At 72.0% G+C, this 21377-nt stretch carries 23 protein-coding genes; 6 read left to right on the forward strand and 17 right to left on the reverse strand.

Translation table 11 applies throughout. The features are described from left to right. Positions 1–128: 128 nt before the first annotated feature. Together ACWD4B_RS27215 and ACWD4B_RS27220 are read right to left on the reverse strand one after the other, a co-directional pair. Entirely contained in the window at positions 129–1055 is a 927-nt protein-coding gene (locus ACWD4B_RS27215) for an L-tyrosine/L-tryptophan isonitrile synthase family protein (RefSeq protein ID WP_451423229.1), read from the reverse strand. Beyond that, complete coding sequence (locus tag ACWD4B_RS27220; protein WP_451423230.1) at positions 1052–2308, reverse strand: cytochrome P450 family protein; 1257 nt, start codon at positions 2306–2308, stop codon at positions 1052–1054. Before ACWD4B_RS27220 ends, ACWD4B_RS27215 begins: the two co-directional genes overlap by 4 nt. Before the next feature lie 239 nt (positions 2309–2547). Here ACWD4B_RS27220 and ACWD4B_RS27225 point away from each other — a divergent pair, with 239 nt between their 5' ends. Genes ACWD4B_RS27225 through ACWD4B_RS27235 form a run of 3 tightly spaced genes read left to right on the forward strand, consistent with a single transcriptional unit; the run spans position 2548 to position 5512 of the window. After that, a complete protein-coding gene (locus ACWD4B_RS27225; RefSeq protein ID WP_390779196.1) occupies positions 2548–2751 on the forward strand; it encodes a hypothetical protein in 204 nt (67 codons plus the stop codon). After that, the gene (locus ACWD4B_RS27230; protein WP_451423231.1) at positions 2751–5036 is read left to right on the forward strand and encodes a heavy metal translocating P-type ATPase; all 2286 of its coding nucleotides are present in this window, start codon (positions 2751–2753) and stop codon (positions 5034–5036) included. The genes ACWD4B_RS27225 and ACWD4B_RS27230 overlap by 1 nt, the downstream gene beginning before the upstream one ends. Next, positions 5036–5512: a copper chaperone PCu(A)C gene (locus tag ACWD4B_RS27235; protein WP_451423232.1), complete on the forward strand. Its 477-nt coding sequence runs from the start codon at positions 5036–5038 to the stop codon at positions 5510–5512. The genes ACWD4B_RS27230 and ACWD4B_RS27235 overlap by 1 nt, the downstream gene beginning before the upstream one ends. Before the next feature lie 63 nt (positions 5513–5575). On the opposite strand, the gene ACWD4B_RS27240 is transcribed toward ACWD4B_RS27235, so the two are convergent. Beyond that, on the reverse strand, positions 5576–6157 hold the full coding sequence (locus ACWD4B_RS27240) for a sigma-70 family RNA polymerase sigma factor (RefSeq protein WP_451423233.1): 582 nt from the start codon (positions 6155–6157) through the stop codon (positions 5576–5578). Positions 6158–6182: 25 nt separating this feature from the next. Between ACWD4B_RS27240 and ACWD4B_RS27245 the strand changes: the two genes are divergently transcribed. Continuing rightward, on the forward strand, positions 6183–6359 hold the full coding sequence (locus ACWD4B_RS27245) for a zf-HC2 domain-containing protein (protein WP_451423234.1): 177 nt from the start codon (positions 6183–6185) through the stop codon (positions 6357–6359). Positions 6360–6548: 189 nt separating this feature from the next. Here ACWD4B_RS27245 and ACWD4B_RS27250 read toward each other — a convergent pair whose 3' ends face one another. Further along, a complete protein-coding gene (locus tag ACWD4B_RS27250; protein ID WP_451423235.1) occupies positions 6549–7184 on the reverse strand; it encodes a hypothetical protein in 636 nt (211 codons plus the stop codon). Between the two features lie 326 nt (positions 7185–7510). Continuing rightward, the gene (locus ACWD4B_RS27255; protein ID WP_451423236.1) at positions 7511–7747 is read right to left on the reverse strand and encodes a holin; all 237 of its coding nucleotides are present in this window, start codon (positions 7745–7747) and stop codon (positions 7511–7513) included. Between the two features lie 201 nt (positions 7748–7948). Here ACWD4B_RS27255 and ACWD4B_RS27260 point away from each other — a divergent pair, with 201 nt between their 5' ends. Both ACWD4B_RS27260 and adh read left to right on the forward strand, forming a co-directional pair. After that, entirely contained in the window at positions 7949–9118 is a 1170-nt protein-coding gene (locus ACWD4B_RS27260) for a GAF domain-containing protein (RefSeq protein ID WP_451423237.1), read from the forward strand. 47 nt (positions 9119–9165) lie between these two features. After that, the gene (adh, locus tag ACWD4B_RS27265; RefSeq protein ID WP_451423238.1) at positions 9166–10689 is read left to right on the forward strand and encodes an aldehyde dehydrogenase; all 1524 of its coding nucleotides are present in this window, start codon (positions 9166–9168) and stop codon (positions 10687–10689) included. 572 nt (positions 10690–11261) lie between these two features. Here adh and ACWD4B_RS27270 read toward each other — a convergent pair. From ACWD4B_RS27270 to ACWD4B_RS27325, 12 genes are all read right to left on the reverse strand, one after another. Then, positions 11262–12626, reverse strand: a complete 1365-nt coding sequence (locus ACWD4B_RS27270) for a tyrosine-type recombinase/integrase (RefSeq protein ID WP_451423239.1) — start codon at positions 12624–12626, stop codon at positions 11262–11264. Then, the gene (locus ACWD4B_RS27275) at positions 12617–12823 is read right to left on the reverse strand and encodes a helix-turn-helix transcriptional regulator (protein ID WP_451423261.1); all 207 of its coding nucleotides are present in this window, start codon (positions 12821–12823) and stop codon (positions 12617–12619) included. The genes ACWD4B_RS27270 and ACWD4B_RS27275 overlap by 10 nt, the downstream gene beginning before the upstream one ends. Before the next feature lie 5 nt (positions 12824–12828). After that, on the reverse strand, positions 12829–13005 hold the full coding sequence (locus ACWD4B_RS27280) for a hypothetical protein (RefSeq protein ID WP_451423240.1): 177 nt from the start codon (positions 13003–13005) through the stop codon (positions 12829–12831). A gap of 3 nt (positions 13006–13008) precedes the next feature. Beyond that, positions 13009–14883 (reverse strand): ATP-binding protein, encoded by a 1875-nt coding sequence (locus ACWD4B_RS27285; RefSeq protein WP_451423241.1) that lies wholly within the window; start codon positions 14881–14883, stop codon positions 13009–13011. Continuing rightward, on the reverse strand, positions 14880–15800 hold the full coding sequence (locus ACWD4B_RS27290; RefSeq protein ID WP_451423242.1) for a bifunctional DNA primase/polymerase: 921 nt from the start codon (positions 15798–15800) through the stop codon (positions 14880–14882). The genes ACWD4B_RS27285 and ACWD4B_RS27290 overlap by 4 nt, the downstream gene beginning before the upstream one ends. Positions 15801–15958: 158 nt before the next feature. Then, positions 15959–18016 carry a plasmid transfer protein TraB gene (traB, locus tag ACWD4B_RS27295; RefSeq protein WP_451423243.1) on the reverse strand — a complete coding sequence of 686 codons (2058 nt, stop codon included), beginning with the start codon at positions 18014–18016 and terminating at the stop codon, positions 15959–15961. 50 nt (positions 18017–18066) lie between these two features. Then, positions 18067–18657 (reverse strand): plasmid transfer protein TraA, encoded by a 591-nt coding sequence (gene traA, locus ACWD4B_RS27300; protein WP_451423244.1) that lies wholly within the window; start codon positions 18655–18657, stop codon positions 18067–18069. Further along, complete coding sequence (locus ACWD4B_RS27305) at positions 18657–19163, reverse strand: hypothetical protein (RefSeq protein ID WP_451423245.1); 507 nt, start codon at positions 19161–19163, stop codon at positions 18657–18659. The genes traA and ACWD4B_RS27305 overlap by 1 nt, the downstream gene beginning before the upstream one ends. Then, the gene (locus ACWD4B_RS27310; protein WP_451423246.1) at positions 19163–19822 is read right to left on the reverse strand and encodes a GGDEF domain-containing protein; all 660 of its coding nucleotides are present in this window, start codon (positions 19820–19822) and stop codon (positions 19163–19165) included. Before ACWD4B_RS27310 ends, ACWD4B_RS27305 begins: the two co-directional genes overlap by 1 nt. Further along, complete coding sequence (locus ACWD4B_RS27315; RefSeq protein ID WP_451423247.1) at positions 19819–20823, reverse strand: DUF2637 domain-containing protein; 1005 nt, start codon at positions 20821–20823, stop codon at positions 19819–19821. Before ACWD4B_RS27315 ends, ACWD4B_RS27310 begins: the two co-directional genes overlap by 4 nt. Positions 20824–20831: 8 nt before the next feature. After that, positions 20832–21071: a hypothetical protein gene (locus tag ACWD4B_RS27320; protein ID WP_451423248.1), complete on the reverse strand. Its 240-nt coding sequence runs from the start codon at positions 21069–21071 to the stop codon at positions 20832–20834. A gap of 98 nt (positions 21072–21169) precedes the next feature. Then, positions 21170–21376 carry a hypothetical protein gene (locus ACWD4B_RS27325; RefSeq protein ID WP_451423249.1) on the reverse strand — a complete coding sequence of 69 codons (207 nt, stop codon included), beginning with the start codon at positions 21374–21376 and terminating at the stop codon, positions 21170–21172. Position 21377 lies beyond the last annotated feature (1 nt).

Consider the following 21377-nt stretch of genomic DNA (forward strand, 5'->3'; position numbering starts at 1 on the left):
CCCCGGGAGAGGGGCACCCGTGTGTCGCGCATCAAACCACCCCAGGAGAGACCCCCCCCGGGCCCCACCCCGCCCCCCCCCCCCCCGCCCGGGGGGGGGGGGGCCCCCCCCCCCCAGCCCCCCTCCCCCTACCCCACCACGTAATGGCTGGGCCGCCCCTCCCGCCACACCAATCGCCCCATCCCCTCGGCTTCCGCCCGCCGCATCAACCGCGCTCCCGGCCAGGGCCCCCGCACCGCCACCGAATGCCACGGAGTGGCCCACGCGTCGACGCTCTCCAGCAGCCGGATCCCGAACTTCCCCGCCCCCATCGGCTGCGGATGGATCGACAGGCGCACCGACCGCGGAAAGTGGTCGGCGATCAGGTCGCCCCACGCCCGGCTCCGGGCGATGACCTCGTACGCCCGCGCCCGGCACTCCCGTTGCAGCGCGGACCGGCTGCCCGCGTACCCCGCAGGCGTGTCCTCCACCAGGAACCGCGTGATGCCGCGGTACAGCCGCGCGGTCTCCTCGTCCGTCCGTGTCTGTGCCCGCAGCGCATCCAGCGGCGGCGCGTACGCCTCCGTCACCAGCCGCCGCTTCTCCTCGTGCGGCAGGTCCCCGTGGACCTGCCGGAGGTCGAAGGTCTCCAGGTGCTGCAGCCCCTCCCGCCGGATCAGGGACCGCAGTTCGTCCCCGTAGGCGTCGATGTCCGCGTCGGACACCTTGATCTGGTCCGCGAAGATGTGGCCGTCCGAGCAGATCACCATCCGCGCCCCGGGCGCGTAGATCTCGCCGATGCGCGCGCAGAGCCCGTCCAGGAAGGAGAGCGAGAGCCGTTCGCCCTCGTCCGGCAGGTGGCCGAGGACTTTCTCGGGGTTGGGGGACTTGCACGGGAACCCGGGAAGCGTGAACAGAACGGGCTCGCCGCGCTCGGTGAACGTGCGTATCTGGTCGAGCTGTTCCGGATGGTCCCGCGGATCGGCGGACGCCGGACCGGTGGTCCGGTGGTACGGCAGGAGCAGGCCGAGGACACGGGCGTCGACCGAGGTCCCGGCCAGGGTGCTGTGCATCATGCCGGGGTCACCCGCGTACGGGGGCACACGGCCCCGTCGAAGGCCACGGGCAGTGCGGCCGTGCCCCGGCCGAGGACGGCCGGGATCCAGGACAGCTTCTCCTCCGGCACGGCGAGCCGCAGGCCCGGCAGCCGCCGGATCAAGGTGCCGAGGGCGACCTGGAGTTCGATGCGAGCGAGGGCGGCGCCGGGGCAGAAGTGGACGCCGTGCCCGAAGCCCAGGTGCGGGCCCTGCTGCCGGTCGAGGTCGAGCGTGTCGGGGTCGGGGAAGCGCTCGGGGTCGCGGTTGGCGGCGCAGAGGGAGACGATCACGGAGTCCCCGGCGGGCACCCGCGTGCCGTGCAGCTCGGCGTCCTCGGCCAGGAAGCGCCAGGTGGTGAGCTCGAACGCGCTGTCCAGACGCATCAGTTCCTCGACGGCGGCCGGCATCAGCTCCGGCTCGGAACGCAGCCGCTCCAGGGCCTCGGGGTGGCGGAACAGCGACACCAGGGCGGTGGTGATCTGGTTGGTGACGGGCTCCTGCCCGGCCACCAGCAGCTGGAAGATCATGGAGTCCAGCTCCTCCTGCGACAGTTCGCCCGCGTCGCGCGCGGCGACCAGCCGGCCGAGCAGACCGTCGCCGGGGTGCTCGCGCCGGTCGGCCACCACGTCGGCGATGTAGCCCTGGAGCCCGCGCAGCAGTTCCTCGTAGGCGGGCCGCCGCGGGTCCTCCGGGCCGACGGGGGCGACGACGCCGCCCCATTCGCGGCGGAAGCGGGCGGCGAGGTGCGCGGGGAGCCCGATGGTCTCGGCGAGGACCTGGAAGGGGAACCGGGCGGCGAAGCACTGCACCAGGTCGACGGCGTCGGCACCGGCCGGCATCCCGTCCACGAGCGCGTCCGCCATCTCCTGGAAGCGCGGCCGCAGTTCCTCGACGCGACGCGGCGCGAAGGCGTCGGTGATCAGCCGGCGCATGGCGGTGTGCTTGGGCGGGTCCTGGTGCAGCAGGTGCACCTGGAGCTGCGAGTGCTGCGGCTCGGGCATGATCGAGGCGCGGGCGCGCCACCGGTCGTTGCCGCGCGCGTGGTTCTTGCCCAGCCGGGGATCGGCGAGGGTGCTCTGGGCGGCGGCGTGGCCGGTGACCAGCCAGGCGGTGACGCCGCTGGGGAAGAGCACCCGGTGGATCGGCCCTTCCTCGCGCAGCCGCGCGTACAGCGGGTAGGGATCGCGCTTGTACGCGGAACCGGAGAGATGCACGGGTTCGGACGGCGGCACGGCGGGAGTCTCCTCAGGAAGTCGTGGACCCCTGAGAAGTCGTACGGACCGGCGTTCGAGTTCCCGGAGGTTCGCAGTGGTTTGCAGAGGTTCGCAGGAGGCTTCCGGAACGCTCCTCGATCTCCAGGTAGTCGGCCGGACGGGGCCGTTGGTTCCCGGCCGCGAAAGGGACAATCCTCACGTGCCGCGCAACGGGCGCAAGGCCCGGATCGCGCGCCGGGCCGTGCCACGATGCCCCGATGACCGCACGTCACCCCCTCAGTCCGTACGCAGCACTGATCGGCTTCGCCCTGCTCCTGACCGCACTCTTCGGCGTCGCGTACGCCGTCGGCTCCGCGGCCGGGCCCGTCTCCCCCGGCATGCACCGCACCGGCGGCGGCCCGGGCTCCGGGTCCGGCGGCAGCGGCGGCGGCATGGACGGCATGCCGGGGATGGGCCACTGATGAGCAGCACCGCGACAACACCTCCGGCCACCGAGACCGAGCTGATCGTCGGCGGCATGACCTGCGCCGCGTGCGTGGCCCGCATCGAGAAGAAGCTCGGGCGCCTGGACGGCGTGCGCGCCACCGTCAACCTGGCCACCGGCCGCGCCCGCGTCAGCCACCCCGCGGCCGTGACGCCGGCCGAGCTGATCGCCGTGGTGGAGGGGGCGGGCTTCACGGCCGCGCTGCCCGAGCCCGAGCGGCCCGCCGCACCCGACGACGACGGGCCCGGCACTGCGGCCCTCACCCGGCTGCTGCTCACGGCCCTGCTGTCCGTACCGGTGCTGGTGCTCTCCATGGTTCCCGCGCTGCAGTTCCGCAACTGGCAGTGGCTGTGCTTCGTACTGGCGACGCCGGTCGCGGCGTGGGGCGCGTGGCCGTTCCACGAGCGGGCGCTGCGCGGGCTGCGGCACTCGGCCGCGACGATGGACACACTGGTCTCGCTGGGCGTGCTGGCCTCGTACTCCTGGTCGGCGTACGCCCTGTTCCTCGGCGGCGCCGGGGACCCGGACATGCGGATGCCGTTCACGCTGGTGCCCTCGATGTCGGGCGGTACGGCGGACGTGTACCTGGAGGCGGTCGTCGGCGTCCCGCTGTTCGTCCTGACCGGCCGGCTGCTGGAGGCCAGGGCCCGCCGCGGCACGGGCTCGGCGCTGCGGGCCCTGGCCTCCCTCGCCGCCAAGGACGTGACCGTCCGGGCGGCGGACGGCACCGAACACCGCGTCCCGATCGCGGAGTTGCGGGTCGGCGACCGCTTCGTGGTGCGTCCCGGGGAGCGCGTGGCGACCGACGGCACGGTCGTCGCGGGCAGTTCGGCGCTGGACCTGTCCCTGGTCACGGGCGAGAGCGCGCCCGTGGAGGCCGGTCCGGGCTCGCCCGTGGTGGGCGGCGCGGTCAACTCCGGCGGACTGCTGGAGGTACGGGCGGAGGCGGTCGGCGCGGACACCCAACTGGCCCGGATCGCCCGGCTGGTGGAGGAGGCGCAGGCCGGCAAGGCGAAGGTGCAGCGGCTGGCGGACGCGGTCGCGGGCGTCTTCGTCCCGGCGGTCCTCGCCGTCGCCGTCACCGTCCTCGGCTTCTGGCTCGGCGCGGGCGCGTCCCCGCAGGCGGCGGTCACCGCGGCGGTCGCGGTGCTGGTGGTCGCCTGCCCGTGCGCCCTGGGCCTGGCCACCCCCACCGCCCTGCTGGCGGCGACGGGCCGCGGCGCGGGCCTGGGCATCCTGGTCCGCGGCCCGCAGGCGCTGGAGGGCCTGCGGCGCGTGGACACGGTCGTCCTGGACAAGACGGGCACGCTGACGACGGGCTCGATGACTGTGACGGCGGTGACGCCCCGCCCCGGCGGCCTCGGCGCCGAGGAGGCCGTCCGCCTCGCCGCGGCGGCCGAGTCCGGCTCGGAACACCCGGTGGGCAGGGCGGTCCACGCACACGCGACGGCCGGCGGACTGCCGCCGGCAACGGACTTCACGGCAACGGCGGGCGTCGGCGTCAGCGCGACGGTGGAGGGCCGGCGGGTCGAGGTGACGCGGCCGGACGGAGAAACCCTCCTCGCCGAGGCCCTCGTGGCAGCAGTGCGAACTGCCGAACAGGACGGCCGCACAGCCGTCGTCATCACCGTGGACGGCACCCCCGAAGCCGTCATCGCCCTCGGCGACACCGTACGGGCCGGCAGCTACCGCGCCGTCGACCACCTCAAGCGGCTCGGCCTGCGCCCCGTGCTGGCCACCGGTGACAGCGAGGCCGCGGCCCGCACCGTCGCGGCCGAGCTCGGCATCACCGAGGTCCACGCGCGGGCCACGCCCGAGGACAAGGCCGGGCTCGTGCGCGCGCTGCGCGCGAAGGGCCACCGGGTCGCGGTCATCGGCGACGGCGTCAATGACACCGCCGCCCTCGCGGGCGCCGACCTCGGCATCGCGATGGGCAGCGGCACGGACGCGGCCATCGGCGCCGCCGACGTCACCCTCGTCCGCGAGGACATGGGCGCCCTGGCCGACGCCGTGCGCCTGGCCCGGCGCACCTCGGTGACCGTGCGGGCCAACCTCGCCTGGGCGTTCGGCTACAACCTGGTGACCGTGCCGCTCGCCGCGGTCGGGCTGCTGAGCCCGATGGTCGCCGCGGCGGCGATGTCGGTCAGCTCCCTCCTGGTGGTCGGCAACAGCCTGCGGCTGCGCGGCTGGCAGCCGGTACCGGCCCGGACCGGCCGGTCCCGGCGCCCCGCTCCGACGCGTAAGGATCGTAAGGAATCGTGATGAAGGACTCGTTGCTGCGCACCGCCCGCGCGGCGTTCGTGCCCGTCGCCGCGTGTGCGGTCGCCCTCGGCGGGCTGACCGCCTGGACGGCCTCCGGCGCCGCGGGCCGCCCCGCCTCCGTGACCGTCGAGGACGCGCGCCTCCTGGTCCCGTTCGGGACGGACGACACCGCGGCCTTCTTCCGGCTGCGCAACGACGGGGACACCGACGACGAGCTCGTCGGCGTCGACGTCCCCTCGGCCCGCGGCGCGATGCTCAGCCGCACAGTCGTGAAGAACGGCGCCGGAACGATGCGGATGGTGCACTCCGCGACCGTCCCGGCGCACGGCACGCTGAAGATGTCCCCGCACGAGCTGGACGTGATGGTGTCCGGGCCGCCGCGGCTGCGCGTCGGCGACCGGCTCCCGTTCGTCCTGCGCTTCCGCGAGAGCGGCGAGGTGCGGGCCGAGGCGGTGGTCGTCCGGCCGGGCAACTGACCCGGCACGCGCAAGGGGGCCACGGGCGACAGCGCCCGTGGCCCCCTTCGTACGCGGTGCCGCCTACCCCGCCATGGCCGGTACGCGCACCGGCACACCGCGTTCGGCCGTCTCCAGCTGGCCGATCAGCGACTCGCGGGCCCGCGCCACGCGGGACCGCACGGTGCCGACCGGGCAGCCCGCGACCACCGCGGCCTCGGCGTACGGCAGTCCGAGCAGCTGGGTCAGGACGAACGCCTCGCGGCGCTCGTACGGCAGCCGGTCGAGCAGCTGCGAGAGGGCCACGCCCTCGTCGAAGCCCGGCAGCCCGGCGGACTGGGCGCGTTCGGCGGCCGACAGCCAGTCGTCGGTGTCGGACAGCCGCGGCCGCGCCGCCTGGAAGCGCAGCCGGTCCACGACCGTGCGGCGGGCGATGGACAGCAGCCAGGTGCGGGCCGAGGAACGGCCCTCGAAGCGGGCCAGCGAGCGCAGGGCCCGCAGGTACGTCTCCTGCACGAGGTCGTCCGCGCCCTGCGGGTCGTTGCTCAGCCGGGCCACGTACCTTCGCACGTCGCTCTGCGTCGCGCGGATGAAGCGCTCCACCGCGTCGGCGTCGCCGCTGCGGGCGGCGAGCGCCCAGGCGGTCACCGTCTCGTCGTCACGCACGGCGGCCTCCTGCGACGATGGCCGGGTGCATTGCAGTGAGGCCCGTACCGCCGTATCCGCCCGCGTCGACCGCGAGGAGCTGCCGCCGGGCACGACCGGCGCGGCGCTCGACGCGCACCTGCGCGGGTGCGCCGAGTGCCGCCGCTGGGGCGAACGGGCGCTGCGGCTCAAGGCGCTGGCAAGGGGTCTGGACATCGGCTGACAAAGCCGGTGAATCCGGAGAATCCACGGAATCCGTGAAATCCGGGGAAATCAATCCCAACAGGGTTGTTCGGGCAGGGGTCATCGCCCTGGGTCCTTCCTGGGGTCCGGGCGCCCTGCCGCGTGGGGTTCGGGCGGCCCGGTGACGTGTTCGGCCTGGTCGGTCGCCGTCGGCCGTCAGCAGAAGCCGTCAGCAGAAGGCGACACGGGCGGCCGGCGGACCACGCGTGGCGATGACATGGGCGTACAGCAGCCGGCGCAGCCGCTGTGCGGCGCGCGACCGGTCGGCGCGGATGCGCGGCGGGCCGGAGCGGGCCGGTACGTCGTGGAAGAGGAAGAGCAGCGGGGCACGCAGCCGCGCGCCGATGGTGCGGCCGAGGCGGAAGGCGGCCTGTTCGCCGCCGGAGAGCCAGATGCCGCAGACGACGGCGACCAGGACGTGCGCGGACCACATGCCGAGGGCACCGTGGCCGGCGCCCATCGACATGTGGCCCATGGACGTGTGGTCCATGGGCATGGGCGTCGTCGTCGCCATCGACGGGAGGCCGCCGCAGGTGAGGTGGTCCCCGGCGGGGGGCAACGGCACCGTACCGGCCGCGGCCCGCTGCGCCACGTTCTGCGCCACCGAGAAGAAGGAGTGCAGACCCGTCTGCGCGCCCACCGTGGCGAGCGTGATGAGCAGTGGCCCGCGTTCACGTCCCGCCAGGAACCAGGCGCAGCTGCCCGTTCCGGTCAGCGCGACGGCGACGGCCCACCAGGGAACCGTGGTCCCGGACATGACGGCGTGGCCCAGGGCGGCGAGCAGCACGCAGACCGCTGCGAACACGGCGGCTCGCAACGCTCGCGGCACTTGTCCCGCCTGCTGCCCACTTTTCATGACCCGCACATCGTTGCACCCGCTCCGTGCGGAGCGAAGGCGGGGTGCGTACTGCACCCGGGTGCATGGCCCCGCCCCGTACCGTCCGCCCGGCGGTACGGGGCGGCGGGCCGCCGGCTCGGGGGGATGGACCGGGGCCCGGTCCCGTCGCGCCAAGTGGGACTCGCAAGAGAGAGTCTTCCGCGCGGCGGGCCGGTCCGGGAACGTGTGCGAGGGGGTGTGCACGGGCGCATCGCGCACACCCCGTGTGAAGGGAGGGATTCCGCTACGCCTGCTTATGCCTGCTGCCGAAGCCGCCGCGGGAGCCAGGCGGCACTGTCCTTGTCCCCGAAGCGGCTCCCGATGGCCCCCTTGATCACGGAGAGGGCGGCGGGTATCGCGGCGATGGCGGCGGCCTTGACGGCGGAGACACTGGCGAGGTTCGCTCCGTCGGCGATGAGCAGGCCGAGGAACGTGGTGACGTAGGCGGCGAGGGTCCGTTCGACTATGTCGGCGAGCACCTTGGAGGACATGCTTCCATCCGTTCCTGGGGTCCGGGGAGTTCCGGAGAGGGGTTCGGGGATACGAGTGGGCAGGGCCGCGCGGAGTGGTGCAGTGCCGTCGCGCGTGGTCTCGTGTGACGTGCTCACTGCAATCCCCTGCCTGTTCCGGATGTACCCCGTACGGCCCCGTCCCGCACCGCTCCCGCACCACGACCTTCGAGGAGGTGCCTCGTGGCCAGCACCCACGCGGAGTTGGTGGCCGCGTCCTGGCGGCGCTCGGCGGCCGCCCTGGCGGCGCCCGAATTCCTGGCCCCCGTCGAGCTGTCCGGCCCCGACCTGGAGGGCTACCGCCGGGCGCACCCCCTGGCCCGGGCGATGCCGCTCTTCCGCGAGCTGCTCGGCTCCCTCGCCGACGACGGGACGCACCTGCTGGCGGTCTGCGACGCGGCGGGCCGCATGCTGTGGGTCGAGGGCCACCCCGGACTGCGCGGCCGGGCCGAGCGCATGAACTTCGTCGCGGGCGCCCGCTGGGACGAGCGGCACGCCGGCACCAACGCACCGGGCACCGCCCTCGCCCTGGGCCACGCGGTGCAGATCGTCGCCGCCGAGCACTACAACCGGCTGGTGCAGCCGTGGACCTGCGCCGCCGCGCCCGTCCACGACCCGCGCACCGGGCGGCTGCTGGGCGCCGTCGACATCACCGGCGGCGACCACCTCGCCGCCCCGCACTGCCTGGCGCTGGTCCGCGCGACGGCCCGCGCGGCCGAGGCCCAGCTGGCCGCCGACCGCGGCGGCGTGGCCGGCGGCTGGTCGCTGTCGGCGCTCGGCAGGGACGAGGCGCTGCTGGCCGGGGCCGGCCGCCGGTTACGGCTGGGCCGCCGGCACAGCGAGATCCTGGTGCTGCTGGCCGCCCACCCCGAGGGCCTCACCGGCGACGGCCTGGCGGCCGAACTCTACGGCTGCGAACGCGCCGTGCCGCCGGTGACGCTGCGCGCCGAACTGTCCCGGCTGCGGCGCCTGGTGGGCCCGCTGCTGGGCTCGCGCCCGTACCGGCTGTCCGCCCCGGTGGAAACGGACGCGTCCCACGTGGAACACCATCTGGCGACCGGCGACCTCCGCACGGCACTCGACCACTACGACGGCCCCCTCCTCCCCCTGTCCGAGGCGCCGGGCGTCCGCAGACTGCGCCGCCTGCTGGAGGACCGGCTGCGGCGCGCGGTCCTGGGCAGCGGGGACGCGGGCGCCCTGCAGTCGTGGGCGGACAGCCCCTGGGGCGAGGACGACCTGGAGGTGTGGGAACGGCTACTGGCCGCGCTCCCGGAGAGCGCGGCGCACCGCCGCTCGGTCGCGGTACGGGCGCGCCTGCTGCGGGCAACGTTCGCGCAACCTGTCCGGCGCTAGCGTCCTCCCGCACAGTCGACCGGCAACCGGCAACCGGAGGGCGTCCCATGACCCGCTATGCGAGCCCCGGCTCCCCTGACGCGATCGTCTCCTACCGTTCGCGCTACGACCACTGGATCGGCGGCGCGTACGTACCGCCCAAGCAGGGCCGGTACTTCGAGAACCCGACCCCGGTGAACGGGCAGCCGTTCACCGAGATCGCGCGCGGCACGGCCGAGGACGTCGAGGCCGCGCTGGACGCGGCCCACGCCGCGGCCCCCGGCTGGGCCCGCACGTCCCCGGGCGAACGGGCCGCGGTGCTCAACCGCATCGCCGACCGCATGGAGCAGAACCTGGAGCTGCTCGCGGTCGCCGAGTCCTGGGAGAACGGCAAGCCCGTCCGCGAGACCCTCGCCGCCGACATCCCGCTCGCCGTCGACCACTTCCGCTACTTCGCGGGCGCGATACGGGCCCAGGAGGGCTCCCTGTCCGAACTGGACGAGGACACGGTCGCGTACCACTTCCACGAACCGCTGGGCGTGGTGGCCCAGATCATCCCGTGGAACTTCCCGATCCTGATGGCCACTTGGAAGCTGGCTCCCGCCCTGGCGGCCGGCAACACGGTGGTCCTGAAACCGGCGGAGCAGACCCCCGCCTCGATCCACGTCTGGCTGGACCTGGTCTCGGACCTCCTCCCGCCGGGCGTGGTGAACATCGTCAACGGCTTCGGCGTGGAAGCCGGCAAGCCGCTGGCCTCCAGCCCGCGCGTGGCGAAAATCGCGTTCACCGGCGAAACGACAACAGGCCGGCTGATCATGCAGTACGCCTCGGAGAACCTGAAGCCCGTCACCCTCGAACTCGGCGGCAAGAGCCCGAACATCTTCTTCGACGACGTCTCGGCGGCCGACGACGACTTCCTCGACAAGGCTCTTGAGGGCTTCACCATGTTCGCCCTCAACCAGGGCGAGGTGTGCACCTGCCCCTCCCGCGCCCTCGTCCAGCGCGGCCACTACGCCTCCTTCCTGGAAGCGGCCATCACCCGCACCGAGGCCATCGTCCCCGGCCACCCCCTCGACACCGCCACGATGATCGGCGCCCAGGCCTCCAACGACCAGCTGGAGAAGGTCCTCTCCTACCTGGACATCGGCAAGCAGGAGGGCGCCCGCATCCTCACCGGCGGCACCCGCGCCGACCTCGGCGGCGAACTCAAGGGCGGCTACTACGTCCAGCCCACGGTCTTCGAGGGCACGAACCGCATGCGCATCTTCCAGGAGGAGATCTTCGGCCCGGTCGTGGCCGTCACCTCCTTCACCGACTTCGACGACGCGATCGGCATCGCCAACGACACCCTCTACGGCCTCGGCGCCGGCGTCTGGACCCGCAACGGCACCACGGCCTACCGCGCGGGCCGCGCCATCCAGGCGGGGCGTGTCTGGACCAACTGCTACCACGCGTATCCGGCTCACGCCGCGTTCGGGGGGTACAAGCAGTCGGGGATCGGGCGGGAGACGCACAAGATGATGCTGGATCACTACCAGCAGACGAAGAACCTGCTCGTGTCGTACTCGCCGAAGAAGCTCGGCTTCTTCTAGGGGAGTTGGGAAGGCCTCTGAGCTGCGGCGAAGCGGGTCGGAGGCCCTTCGACGAGGAGCCGGGCGCCGGCCACCAAGCGGCCCGCGATGCGGCGTACGCACCACCTTGTCCCGCCACTGTCCCAGGGCCGACCAGCGTTTCCGGACCAGTCACGGCCCAAGCCTGGAAGAGCCAAGCTTTCCCTACCCCGGGCAAGGCGCTTCTTCCACCGCGGGGGCGTCGCCCGGGCCGACGCCCCTGTCTGCGCCCGTTAGCCCGAACGGCCAGCCGCGCGCCACTGTGGCCAAGAGGTCAACGAAGGGGCCCCAGCTCGGCTATCCAGTCGAGTTGCTCCGGGAGTAAGCGGTCCGCGCACACGAAGCCCAGGCCCTTGACCAGTCTCGGCCAGGGGCCTGGGCGCTGAAGGCTCGCGGCGGCGGTCGGGATGCCACAGACCACTTACGGGCAGGCTTTGCCCAACCGAGCACCTGGTAGTCCGTGACCAGCGCCTTGGGTAATCCACTCGGGGCTTTCGGAACTGTGCATATGTTCTAGCTCTGTGTGCCTCGTGGCCAGCCAGCCAGTCAGGCCCTCAACTCCACTCCTTCATGGCTGCCTCGATCCGGCGGTTCGCTCGCTCCTGGCCCTGTGCGATCACCTTGGCGTAGACGCGGAGCATAACCTCGATGCTCTGGCCGGCGCGGCGGGCGCATTCGGCCGGGTCAACGCCGGAGTGGAGCCAGAAGGAGATGCCCGCGTGGCGCAGGTCGTAGGGGCGTTTGGCGACCAGAGAGGCTTGTTCCTGCTCCGAGAGGCCGGTTTCACGGGCCTTCTTCCAAGTCTTGTTGTAGGCGCCGGACTGGACGTAGAGGTCGCGGCCACTGCGGAAGAGACGACCGTCGGCGGCCGTGCCGTAGCGGTCTACGTGGTCGCGCAACATGGCGACGAACTCGGGAGGAATGGGGACGGGTCTTGTGTCCTTCAGCGCCCGTTTCTTCAGCGAGTGGACCTCATGCGCTGTGCCGTCGTCCGTCCACGCCTTCCCGGCCAGGACGACCCCGCCACGCAGCGTCAGAAGTCCCCACCCCTTCTCGGGCAGGTGGCATTGCGGGAGCTCCAGCCTGATCACTTCAGCCGGACGCATGGCGGCGTAGTACAGGCAACCAAAGAACGCTTTGAGGTGCGGGCCGCGACCTCGAAGACTGCCTACGGTTTCGAGAAGTCGGCCTACTTGGGCGGGGTTGGGCACGCACTCGGGGTCAACTTCCTCCGTGGACTGCGGCGCCTGCCATCTCACACCAGCGAGAGGATTGGCGGTGAAATACCCCTTCTCTACCGCGAAGCCGAGGGCATCGCTGAAGGCGGCTCTCTTGCGTAGGGCGGTCTTGGCGGCAGCCTGCCTTCCGTCGAGCTGGAGCTTCAGCGCGTCCAGGGCCCGGCGCACGACGAGAGAATCTTCGAGCGCGCCAACGGGGAGGGAACGCTGCTCAATCCAGCTGAGCGCGCGGCGCCACTCCTCGGGAGGTGCTTCGTTCCAGGCCTTCTTGTTGAAAGCCCAGCTGTACAAGGCCCGGCGCAGAACCCGGTGTTCCGGGTAGACGGCTCCAGGTGCGATGAGCGCAGGGGTGATCGTGGCTAGGGCATCTGCCAGGGTCCGGCGGGTGGGACCCGGGGTCGAGTCCCACTTCATTTCGATGTAGTCGCGAGCGTGCTGGTACCACGTGACCTTCTGCTTGATGGCCCGCAGTTCGGAGGCCGGTAAACCGGTCTGCTCGTCAAAGGGTTCCCCTTCGCGGGCCAGCGTCATCAGCTTCGAGCGCCGACTTTCGGCGAGTCCTTTCGTCGCGAAGGACTCCGACTTCTCCCGAATGCCGACCGTCCACCGCACCTGGAACGGGGTGCGGCGATCGGAGCGCTCGCGGATCTTCCAGAAGCGGACTCGGTAGCTCAGGCCCACTCGTGACCTCCGTCCGCGTCGCAGGTAGCCCACCAGGCATCCAGATCGGATCGGCGAAAGCGGAGTTGGCCGTTAGGGAGCTTGCTGCACTTGGGTGCCCTGCCGCGGGCACGCATGCGGTAGAAAGCCGAGCGAGACATGCCCAGTTCTTCCAGGACGTCGACGAGTCGAAGACGGGGGTCGGCGGCGCGTCCCAGGGTGATCACTTCTCCTTCGACGATCGGGCGGCGGGCGGGTTGATGGTGAGGTACATGCGGACCAGGCGGCTCGGTGGACGGTCCGGGTAGGCGCGGCTGATGGCGAGGACGTCCAAGACACGGCTGAGATGGTCGGCGGTGCGTCGGCATTCGTCTTCGGTGCCGTGGAGGCGAATGTGCATGGGTCAGCTCCTGGGCGTGAGCGTGGGGTCACAGCCGGGGTGAGTGGTCTCGCCAGCGGCGGTGAGGAAGTCGGCGAGCGGGGTGTCGCACTCGATGCACAGCGGGGTGGGGGTGGTGGCTTTAGAGAGGTGCTGCATTTCAGCGCCCGCTGCGCCCGCAGCACCCGGAGAGGGGTGTTTGGCCTGGTCAGGGGTGGTGACGGTTGCGGGTGCTGTGTATGGCGCAGCGCCCGGTGTAGCGCCCGCAGCACCCGATGGTGCGGGTTCGCGGGTGCTGCGGGTGCTGGTGCGGGTGCTGGGGTGTGAGTCAGCGCCCGCAGATTCTTGCTGGTCAGGGTGGGTTTTGGGTGCTGTGGGTGCTCCGGGTGCTGGATTGCTGTGCCTCTCTGTGGTCGTGAGGTGGTAGAGGCGGGAGCGGTTGCCGTGGGGCTGGCGTTGGGAGTCGTCGAGGTCGATGCCGACGGTGCGCAGGGCCGGGGCGAGGCGCTTGAGTTGTCCGGCGGCGCGGGTGGGGTCTTTGGGCCATTTCTTGGGGAGCTTCTCGGGTGCGGCGACGGCTTCCAGGAGCTGTGCTGCGGTGAGGGCAAGGCCGTTGGGGCCGGCTGCGTGGACGAGGTCGACGACGGCCTGGGCGAAGGGTTCGCCGTCGAGGACGTCGGCGACGGCGTCCGCTGCGGTGGCCTTGTAAGAGTTGAGGGTGTTCCAGCCGGTGACGTGGTCGACGGCGGCCAGGACGCGGGCGAAGTCGGCCATGCGCGGGCGTTCGGTGAGTTCGATGTCGGGCAGGGCCTTGAGGACCTGGGCGAGGAGGTCGAAGAGGCTGGCGAGGATGGCGGGGTGGGCGTCGGCGTAGGCCTGGTCGAGTTCGGCTTCCTCGCGGCGTTTGTGGTCGGGGATGAGCTGCAGCTCGATGGTCAGCAGGCGTTCGGCCAGGTCGCCTGCGAGGGCTCCAGCATCGATGGTGGTCATGGCCAGGACGCGGCGGAACTCGAGGACCACGACGTCGTCGTCGGTGTACAGGGCGCGGTCGACTATGCCGTCGCCGGTGACAGCCCGGCACAGGGCGTCGGAGAGCCAGTCGGGGACGACCGAGACGTTGTCGAGGCAGATGGCCCAGGAGTTGAAGGCCTGCACGGCCCAGGACTTCAGGTCCCGGGGTGCGGAGCGTTTGGGGGCACCGGAGGGGTCGACGATGCCGATGACCATGGCGGCGCCCTTGGACTTGCCGGTGCCCTGCTCGCCGCGGAAGGCGAGGATCGGGTGGGGCAGGTCGGGGATGAACGCGGCGACGAGCCAGGCGGTCAGGAGCCGGAAGCCGTCGTCGGTGGTGTTGAGCATGCTGCGGAGTTGGGCGAGTCCGTCACCGTCGCGGACGGGTTCGGGCAAGGGCTTCATGGCGCCGGAACGGCGGAAGGTGACGGGGGACGCGGGCAGGCGTTGCCAGCCTGCAGTGTTGACGGCCACGCAGCGGCCGTCGGTGGTGCCGAGGTCGATGATGATCTGTTCCTCGTGGCGTGCGACGCGTAGTTGAGGTGTGCGGGGGTCGGCCATAGAGGCAACTCCTTCCAGGACGGTCATGGCGTCGGCGAGGGCCGATTGGGAGGGGACGGTGCCGTTGTTGGTGTCGGCGAAGATGCGGGCGAGCTGGGAGCGCAGGCCGGCCTTGCCGCGCAGGGGCAGGGCGATGTTGGGGCCGCCGATGGTGACGCCGTAGGGGCGGCCGTCGTCGGACATGAACAGCTCGTAGCGTTCGCGCGCCAGGGCAGCGAGCTGTGATGCCTGGGAGGGGCCTTTCTTGTCAGGGTCGACGCCCTGGTCCTGCAGGAGCTCGCGGGCGAGTTCGGTCGTGCTGGTGGTGCCGTTGTGCTGTGCGCTCACGCGTTGCTCCGGGGGGTGTTGCGTGCGGCGGAGTCGACGGTTGCGCGGGCTTCTGCTGCGGGCAGGCCTTTGTGGACGGCGGCTTGGACGAGGGCGGCGGCGATGTTCGCGGCGTCCGGTCCGCCGGTTTCGTAGGCGCGGCAGGCGGCCCAGTACAGGCGGTCGTTACGGCCGGTGCCGTGCTTGCCGTTGGGAACGGAGTCCAGGACGAACTGCACCAGTGCGGTGGCGCGTTTGCCCGAGGTCCCGATCGCAGCGCTCGGCGTGCGTGGAGGGTGTGGCTTGGGCGGGGTGAGGAGTTGCAGGAGTTGTGGGGGGACGTGTGCAGCGGGAAGTGCGGGTGAGTTGGGGTCGAGGAGGTAGCGGCCGGCGGTGGTGAGGGAGCCGGGGCCGACGAGGTACCCGCCGGAGCCGCGGACGTCAATGCCCGGGTGCAGCTTGCCGACGGAGTTGGGGACGTGCGCGTCGGCGGGGCCGGAGAACCACCGGTGCTGGCCGCCGCTAGGGGTCAGCACGGTGACGGTGCCGGGGAGCGTGAAGCCGTGGTCGTCGGCGAGTTCAGCGAAGCCGGTGATGCCGTCCTGGCCGTGCTTGACGTCGAGGTCGATGCCGATGAGGTGGTGCGGGCGCCGGCCACAGGCGATGCCGTAGCCGGTGGCCCACGGCGCAGCGGCGAACAGGGCGCGGATCACCTCGGGTTCGGTGGTGGCGTCGTGGACGCCGTGCCCGAGCCGGCCGCACTGCCCGCGGCATCGGCGGTGGGCGGGAGGTTCGTCGCGGTGGGGCGAGCGCACCGCGGGGAGTTTGGTGCGCGACAGCGGGATCACGGGGAGGCCCTTGCCTGCGGCGGCGAGTGCTTGGGCGAGCGCTGTGCTGTGCTCGGGCCGGGAGGGCTGCTGCGGGGTGCCGTGGGGCATCGGATGTGGTCTCTCCTGGCGGGTGTCAGGGGTGTCAGGCCGGGGTGTCAGGCTGGGGGTGTCAGACGCGTCAGACGGCGCTCGCGCATGCACATGACCCGCGCGTTGGGGGCCCGGCGCCGTCAGGAGCGTTAGACGCGTCTGACGCGTCAGGGCCGTCAGGCTGCTTCGTCGTCACGGACGATCAGGTACTCGCCGATTTCGCCGGTCTCGGCCAGGCGGCCGGCAATGATGAGGGCGGCGACTTGGCCGGAAACCCAGGAGCGGCCGCGCCCGTAGCGGTCGCAGTGCTTCATGAAGTCGACGGGCCTGACGAGGGTGCGGCCTTCGGCCTCGAATTCGTCGAGGATTTCCTCCATGGCCCGACGGGCCTGCGCCGGGGAAATGTGCTCGCGGGGCTTTTCCTGGGGCCGTTCGGCAAGTTGGACCACGTGCGAGACTTCGGGGATTTCGTGCTCGGCTTCGATGCCGTCGTCGTCCTCGTCGTAGAGGCCGTCGTCGGCCTGGTGCTCGTGCGCGTCGGCGTAGTCGTCTTCCTCGTCCGGGCCGTAGGGCTCGCGGTCGTAGGTGGTCACGGTGTTCTCCTGCGACGGAGTGTTGGTGGTGCCGGGCAGGGGGTAGCGGGTGCACTGGGTGAAGTGGCGTCCTGCGGCGCGCGTGGCAGCGTCGGTGGTGACGCGGTCGAGGGCGGCACGGATGGAGGCGAAGGTCAGGACGACCCAGTCGAGGTATTCGCGGGGGGTGAGGTAGGAGCGGGTGGGGGTGGCCCAGAAGGTCTCGGGGACGCCGTTGGCGACCAGGTAGCTGTAGCCGGGCTTCTTGTCCTTCCACAGGTGGGGTGCGGCGCCTGCGTCGAGGACCTCGTCGTCGAGGGCGAACCCGGCGTCGCGCTCGTTGCGTACGCCGAAGCACCAGGAGGAGCCGAGGGAGGCGCGGGTGTCGGTGGAGACCTGGTTACCGGAGGCGCGCTGCATCGAGACGACCAGGCTGATGCCGGCGGAGCGGGCTTCCTGGGAGATGCCGGTGAAGACGTCCTCGTCGGTCTCACGGATGGTCTTGGCTGCTTCCTCGAACCAACCGATCAGGTAGGGCATGCCCGGGGAGCCATCCGCCTGGGTTTCGGCGCACTCGGGAACCCACTGCTTGTAGCCGTGCTTCGCCAGCCACTTGGTGCGCTCGGGAATGGCGGCCTTGAGGGCCTCGATGAGAGCTTCGGTGGACTTCACGTTCAGTGCGGCCCAGCCGATCGCGGGCAGCAGGGGGCCGAGGGTCTGTTCGTCCTTGCCGGGGTCGGAGGCCCACACCACGACGTCCCGTCGGGAGAGGATCTCGGCCAGGGCGGTCAGGCCGCCCTCGGATTTGCCCGAGCCGGTCATCCCCATGACCAGCAGGTGCATGGCGTTGCGGCCGGCCTGCGGGTCGCCGGGGAAGTACAGGACGGCCGGGGTGCCGTCTTCGTAGATGCCGACGTGGACCGGGTCGGCGATGGAGCCGCCGGGGTGGGAGGGGCCGGGGTAGGGGACGGTGTTCTTGAGCAGGTCGTGAGGGACGATGGTGAGCTGGGCGCGGGAGGCGGAGTCAGGGTCGGGGGTCACGCGTACGGCGTTCTTGGGGACGTCGAGGGCACTGGCGAGCAGCGGCATGGCCTTGGTGACGTCATCGGTGGTGAGTTCGCCGCGCGGGAGCTGCAGGTCGAAGGTGGCTTTGTTGGGGGCGACGGTGCTGCGGGTGATCTGGGTCTTGGCCAGGCCGACCTTCTCTAGCAGTCCACCGTCCGCGCTGCCAGCCGCGGCATCGGGGTTGCGTCGCAGGACCAGACGGATGTTCCAGGACAGAGCCAGCGCCGGGGCACCCATGAAGTACAGGCTGCCCAAGGGACCTGCGTCCGGTCCGGCGATGGATGCCGCGGTGAACCAGGTGGTGCCTGCGGCGATCGTGATTGCGGAGTGCAGGCGGCGTTGCTGCGTGGTGGCCTTGCCCGCCCACCAGGTCACCCCGGTCAGGGCCACCGAAGCCAGGGTCAACCCGGCCGCGGCGGCAGCGTTGTTGGCCCAGTAGTAGTGCGCGGGGAGGGAGGCCAGGCCGGTCCCGGCGCCCGCGAGCCACGGCGGCAGGTGCGGCTTGACGCGGTGGAGCAGGTACTCGACGACGCCACCGCCGCCGGATGCGGCGCGCAGCTGCAGTTCGTGGAGCTGCTCGGGGGTGGTCTGGGGCACGGCCCTCGGGCCTCCTTCACGTGCGGGGGTGGACCGGTGTGCGGGTGGGGTCAGCTGTTGAAGTCGAAGCGCCGGTTGGGCCGTTGGCGGGTGCGGTAGGGAGCGAGTTCGGGGTCGAACTCCCGCTGGAAGCTTGCGTAGGTGGCGGCCAGGTTCTTGGCGGTGTCGCGGGTGTCTTCGGCGGCCTTCTTCATCCGCTTGGCCACCCGGCGGGCCCGCATCCGCGACCCGAACGCCTTGCCCTCGGGGTCGGGCACTTCCTTGAGGACGGCGTGCAGGACCTCGGAGGCGTTGGCGAGTTCGAAGGACAGCTGCAGGAACAGCTGGCGGCCCCGCTCGCAGTAGTTGCGGATGTCGACGTTGGAGAAGAACTCCGGGTCGGCCAGCGGACTGTGAGTGCCGCCCTGCCTGCGGCCGTCACGGCGGAAGAATCCGGAGTCGCCGTTGGCGCCACCACCGCGGCTGCTGCCTCCGTTCTGGTTGCCGAAGTGGAAGTGGTATTCGCTGGCGCGATTGGTGGTGCGGTAGCGATCACCGCCACCGCGGGTGCCGTTGGCGTTCTTCCAGGCGTTTTGCTGCTGCCTACCCGGGCCGGCGGCCCAGGGGCCGTTGAAGGGAGGGGGCGGAGGGGGCGTGGCCATCAGGCGTTCTTCTCCTCAGTCGAGTTCGGGTTGGTCCGGCGGGTGCGCAGCCACAGCACGTGGCCGGTGATGGTGAGCAGCAGCCACACCAGCGGCAGGACGCTGGTGAACGGGCCGAAGGCGATGCAGGCCGCGGCCCAGGCCCCGGCGACCAGGACCTTGGCGGCCACGGCGTAGCGCCAGGCCTTCACACGCCGGGTTCCTGCGGGGCGTTGGTGCTCGACCCAGACCAGCCAGATCGGTCCCGAGACGGCGACGAAGGCGAGTCCGGCCCACAGCTGCGGGGTGGCTGCGTGGGCGACGGCAGTAGCGAGCAGGCAGGCGATCGAGGCCGTGAGGGGGAGGAAGACGCGGCGGCGTTTCCAGGCCGCGCGGCCGATGGCGAAAGCGAGGCGCTGGCGCCAGGTGAGCTGCTCGGGCAGGACCACTACGACCGGGTTCTGCCGGGAGCCGAAGCGCTGCTTGGGGATGCGGACGGTGGTGGTCTCGCGCTCGAAGAAGGTCATCACCGCGCCCCCTTCCGGTTCGCGGTGGCGGCCAGGGCCGTGCCGGGGCGTCCGATCCGGCGTCCGCCGACGGTGGCGTAGACGTCCATGGCCAGGGCGGACTGCCAGCGGTGCCCGAGGCGCTTGGCGCGGTACATCGCCTCGTCCGCACCGCGCATCAGGCCCGAGAGGCCGGCCCCGGGGCGGTCTGTGGTCCGGCAGATCCCGATCGAGGCGCAGGGGTCGACGATCGCGGATCCGGCCTCGACCGGTTCGGCGAGCTGCTGCCACAGGCCGTAGAACAGCTCCGCGTGCAGGTCGGCGTCGGGCGCCAGCCGGATGACGGCGGCGAATTCGTCGCCCCCGAGTCGGGTGGCGAAGCCCTGCCGCCGCGCGCACCAGGCGTCGAGCCGTCGGCCGATCGCGGTCAGGGTCTCGTCCCCGGCGCCGTGCCCGTAGGTGTCGTTGACGCACTTGAAGTCGTCCAGGTCGAGCAGGACAACAGCAGCCTGGGGGTGGCGGATTGCGCGCAAGGCCCTGCTGGTGAATTCCGCGCGGCACATCAGGCCCGAGACGGGGTCGGTGCGCACGGTTCGCAGGCGGCGTGCCAGGAACAAGGCGTGGGCGGCCCATCCGGCGGCGGGTGCGGCGATCGGCAGGGCTTGCAGCAGGGGTGTCATGCGGCTTCCTCCTTCACGGTGTCGTCGATGTCCTGGGCGTGGTCGTCGGGGCGCGGGGTGTGCTGCGGGGCGTCGGTGGTCATGGAGCGGGGCTCCTTGTCGGGATCGGTGGAGTCGTGGTGGTCAGGGGTCTCGTCCGGTTCGGCGGGCTCCGGAGCAGGCAGGTGGATGCGCTGCGGGCCGGGCTCGTCAGGGGCGGCGGTGGGTTCGGGCGCGGGCTGGGCGACTTGGGTGGCGGCGTCGCGGATGCGGCCGGCGCGGCCGGTGCCGATGCCGTAGGTCTTGATCAGCCATGTAGCCGAGACCTCCCCGCCGTCGGCCATGCGCTGCCGGGCCGAGGCGATGAGCTCCTCGTCGCTCTTGCCGGGCGGCAGGGCCCGCTGTCGAGTGCCCGGAACGGCCCTTCGAGGTTGGCGCCGCGGCTGCGGCACCTCACGGGGAGCGCGGGGCTCCACGGAAGCGGGCGGCGGGGCTGCTGCGCCGGTCTCGTCGGCAGGCTGCTGTGGCGGGGTGGCAGGGGGCGCTTCCCCGGCGGTCTCGGCAGGGGCGCTGTTGGCTGCGGCGGTGTTGGCGTTCGGGATGCTGGCAGGGGGCTGGTTGCGCAGGTGTGCCATGTGGACCAGCAGGCCCAGGACCACGGGCGGGATCGCGGAGACCGCCACGATCAGCGGCCACGACATCACGAGCACCTTGGCCGCGGTGGCGTGGTCGACGGCGTTGCCGGCGACCGAGAGCGCGATACCGCCAACGGCGTTGTATTTGGCCCAGGTCCGGGCGTGGGCGTTGCGGGTGGAGCGGCCCAGCCACACCCGCACGGCCGTCATCGCGTAGGCGTCGACGGTCAGTGGGAGCAGCCAGGACAGCCAGGGCCACCAGCCGGTTCGCAGTGCGAGGTCCTGCAGGGCGGCGTAGGAGGATGCGGCGGCCGCGAGGCCGACGGCGCTCATGCCGACATCGAGCATCCAGTCCCGGCGAAGGTCGGAGTTCTCGGGTGTAGTCATGGCGCCGTTCACCGGACCGCGTCCGACAGCATGCTGAGGGTGGTGGTCGCGACCGTGGTCACGGCCTTCTTGGTGCCGTCGGCGATGCCGGTGCCGGTCAGGAACAGGCCGATCAGCAGGCCGACGAGCAGGGTCGACCAGCGGTGTCCGACCCACACGCACATCGCGATCCCCAGGACGATCAGCAGCAGGGTGATCGACACCGTCACCGCGGGCGCTGCGGGTGCGGCCAGCAGGGTGGGAAACATCAGCAGGGGTCTCCGTCTCGGGCGAAGAGCAGCATGGGGAGGAAGGGGCCCGCCCCGGGCGCGGGGTTCGGCGGGGGCTTCGGGGCGGGCCGGTAGGGCTACTGGTCGTCGTGGCGTTCGTGCTGGGCGATGAGCAGGGACAGCAGTCCGGGATCGGTGGCGAAGCCGATGTAGGCGCCGTCGGCGTCCCACGCGTGCCAGCGGACGGTGAAGTGCCCGGGGGGCTGCGTGCCGACGGCGAGGTAGCGGCCGCGGCGGAGGACCGGGTCCATGATCACGGTGCCGTCGGGCAGGGGAGAGCTCATG

Source organism: Streptomyces sp. NPDC002536 (assembly GCF_053594995.1).

Excerpts from the sequence above, each read along its gene's own strand:
- ACWD4B_RS27235 (WP_451423232.1), top strand. The coding sequence starts at position 5,036 with ATGAAGGACTCGTTGCTGCGCACCGCCCGCGCGGCGTTCGTGCCCGTC.
- ACWD4B_RS27230 (WP_451423231.1), top strand. The coding sequence starts at position 2,751 with ATGAGCAGCACCGCGACAACACCTCCGGCCACCGAGACCGAGCTGATC.
- ACWD4B_RS27225 (WP_390779196.1), top strand. The coding sequence starts at position 2,548 with ATGACCGCACGTCACCCCCTCAGTCCGTACGCAGCACTGATCGGCTTC.
- ACWD4B_RS27310 (WP_451423246.1), bottom strand. The coding sequence starts at position 19,822 with ATGACACCCCTGCTGCAAGCCCTGCCGATCGCCGCACCCGCCGCCGGA.
- traA (WP_451423244.1), bottom strand. The coding sequence starts at position 18,657 with ATGGCCACGCCCCCTCCGCCCCCTCCCTTCAACGGCCCCTGGGCCGCC.
- adh (WP_451423238.1), top strand. The coding sequence starts at position 9,166 with ATGACCCGCTATGCGAGCCCCGGCTCCCCTGACGCGATCGTCTCCTAC.
- ACWD4B_RS27315 (WP_451423247.1), bottom strand. The coding sequence starts at position 20,823 with ATGACTACACCCGAGAACTCCGACCTTCGCCGGGACTGGATGCTCGAT.
- ACWD4B_RS27255 (WP_451423236.1), bottom strand. The coding sequence starts at position 7,747 with ATGTCCTCCAAGGTGCTCGCCGACATAGTCGAACGGACCCTCGCCGCC.
- ACWD4B_RS27320 (WP_451423248.1), bottom strand. The coding sequence starts at position 21,071 with ATGTTTCCCACCCTGCTGGCCGCACCCGCAGCGCCCGCGGTGACGGTG.
- ACWD4B_RS27280 (WP_451423240.1), bottom strand. The coding sequence starts at position 13,005 with ATGCACATTCGCCTCCACGGCACCGAAGACGAATGCCGACGCACCGCC.
- ACWD4B_RS27290 (WP_451423242.1), bottom strand. The coding sequence starts at position 15,800 with ATGCCCCACGGCACCCCGCAGCAGCCCTCCCGGCCCGAGCACAGCACA.
- ACWD4B_RS27215 (WP_451423229.1), bottom strand. The coding sequence starts at position 1,055 with ATGATGCACAGCACCCTGGCCGGGACCTCGGTCGACGCCCGTGTCCTC.
- ACWD4B_RS27325 (WP_451423249.1), bottom strand. The coding sequence starts at position 21,376 with ATGAGCTCTCCCCTGCCCGACGGCACCGTGATCATGGACCCGGTCCTC.
- ACWD4B_RS27305 (WP_451423245.1), bottom strand. The coding sequence starts at position 19,163 with ATGACCTTCTTCGAGCGCGAGACCACCACCGTCCGCATCCCCAAGCAG.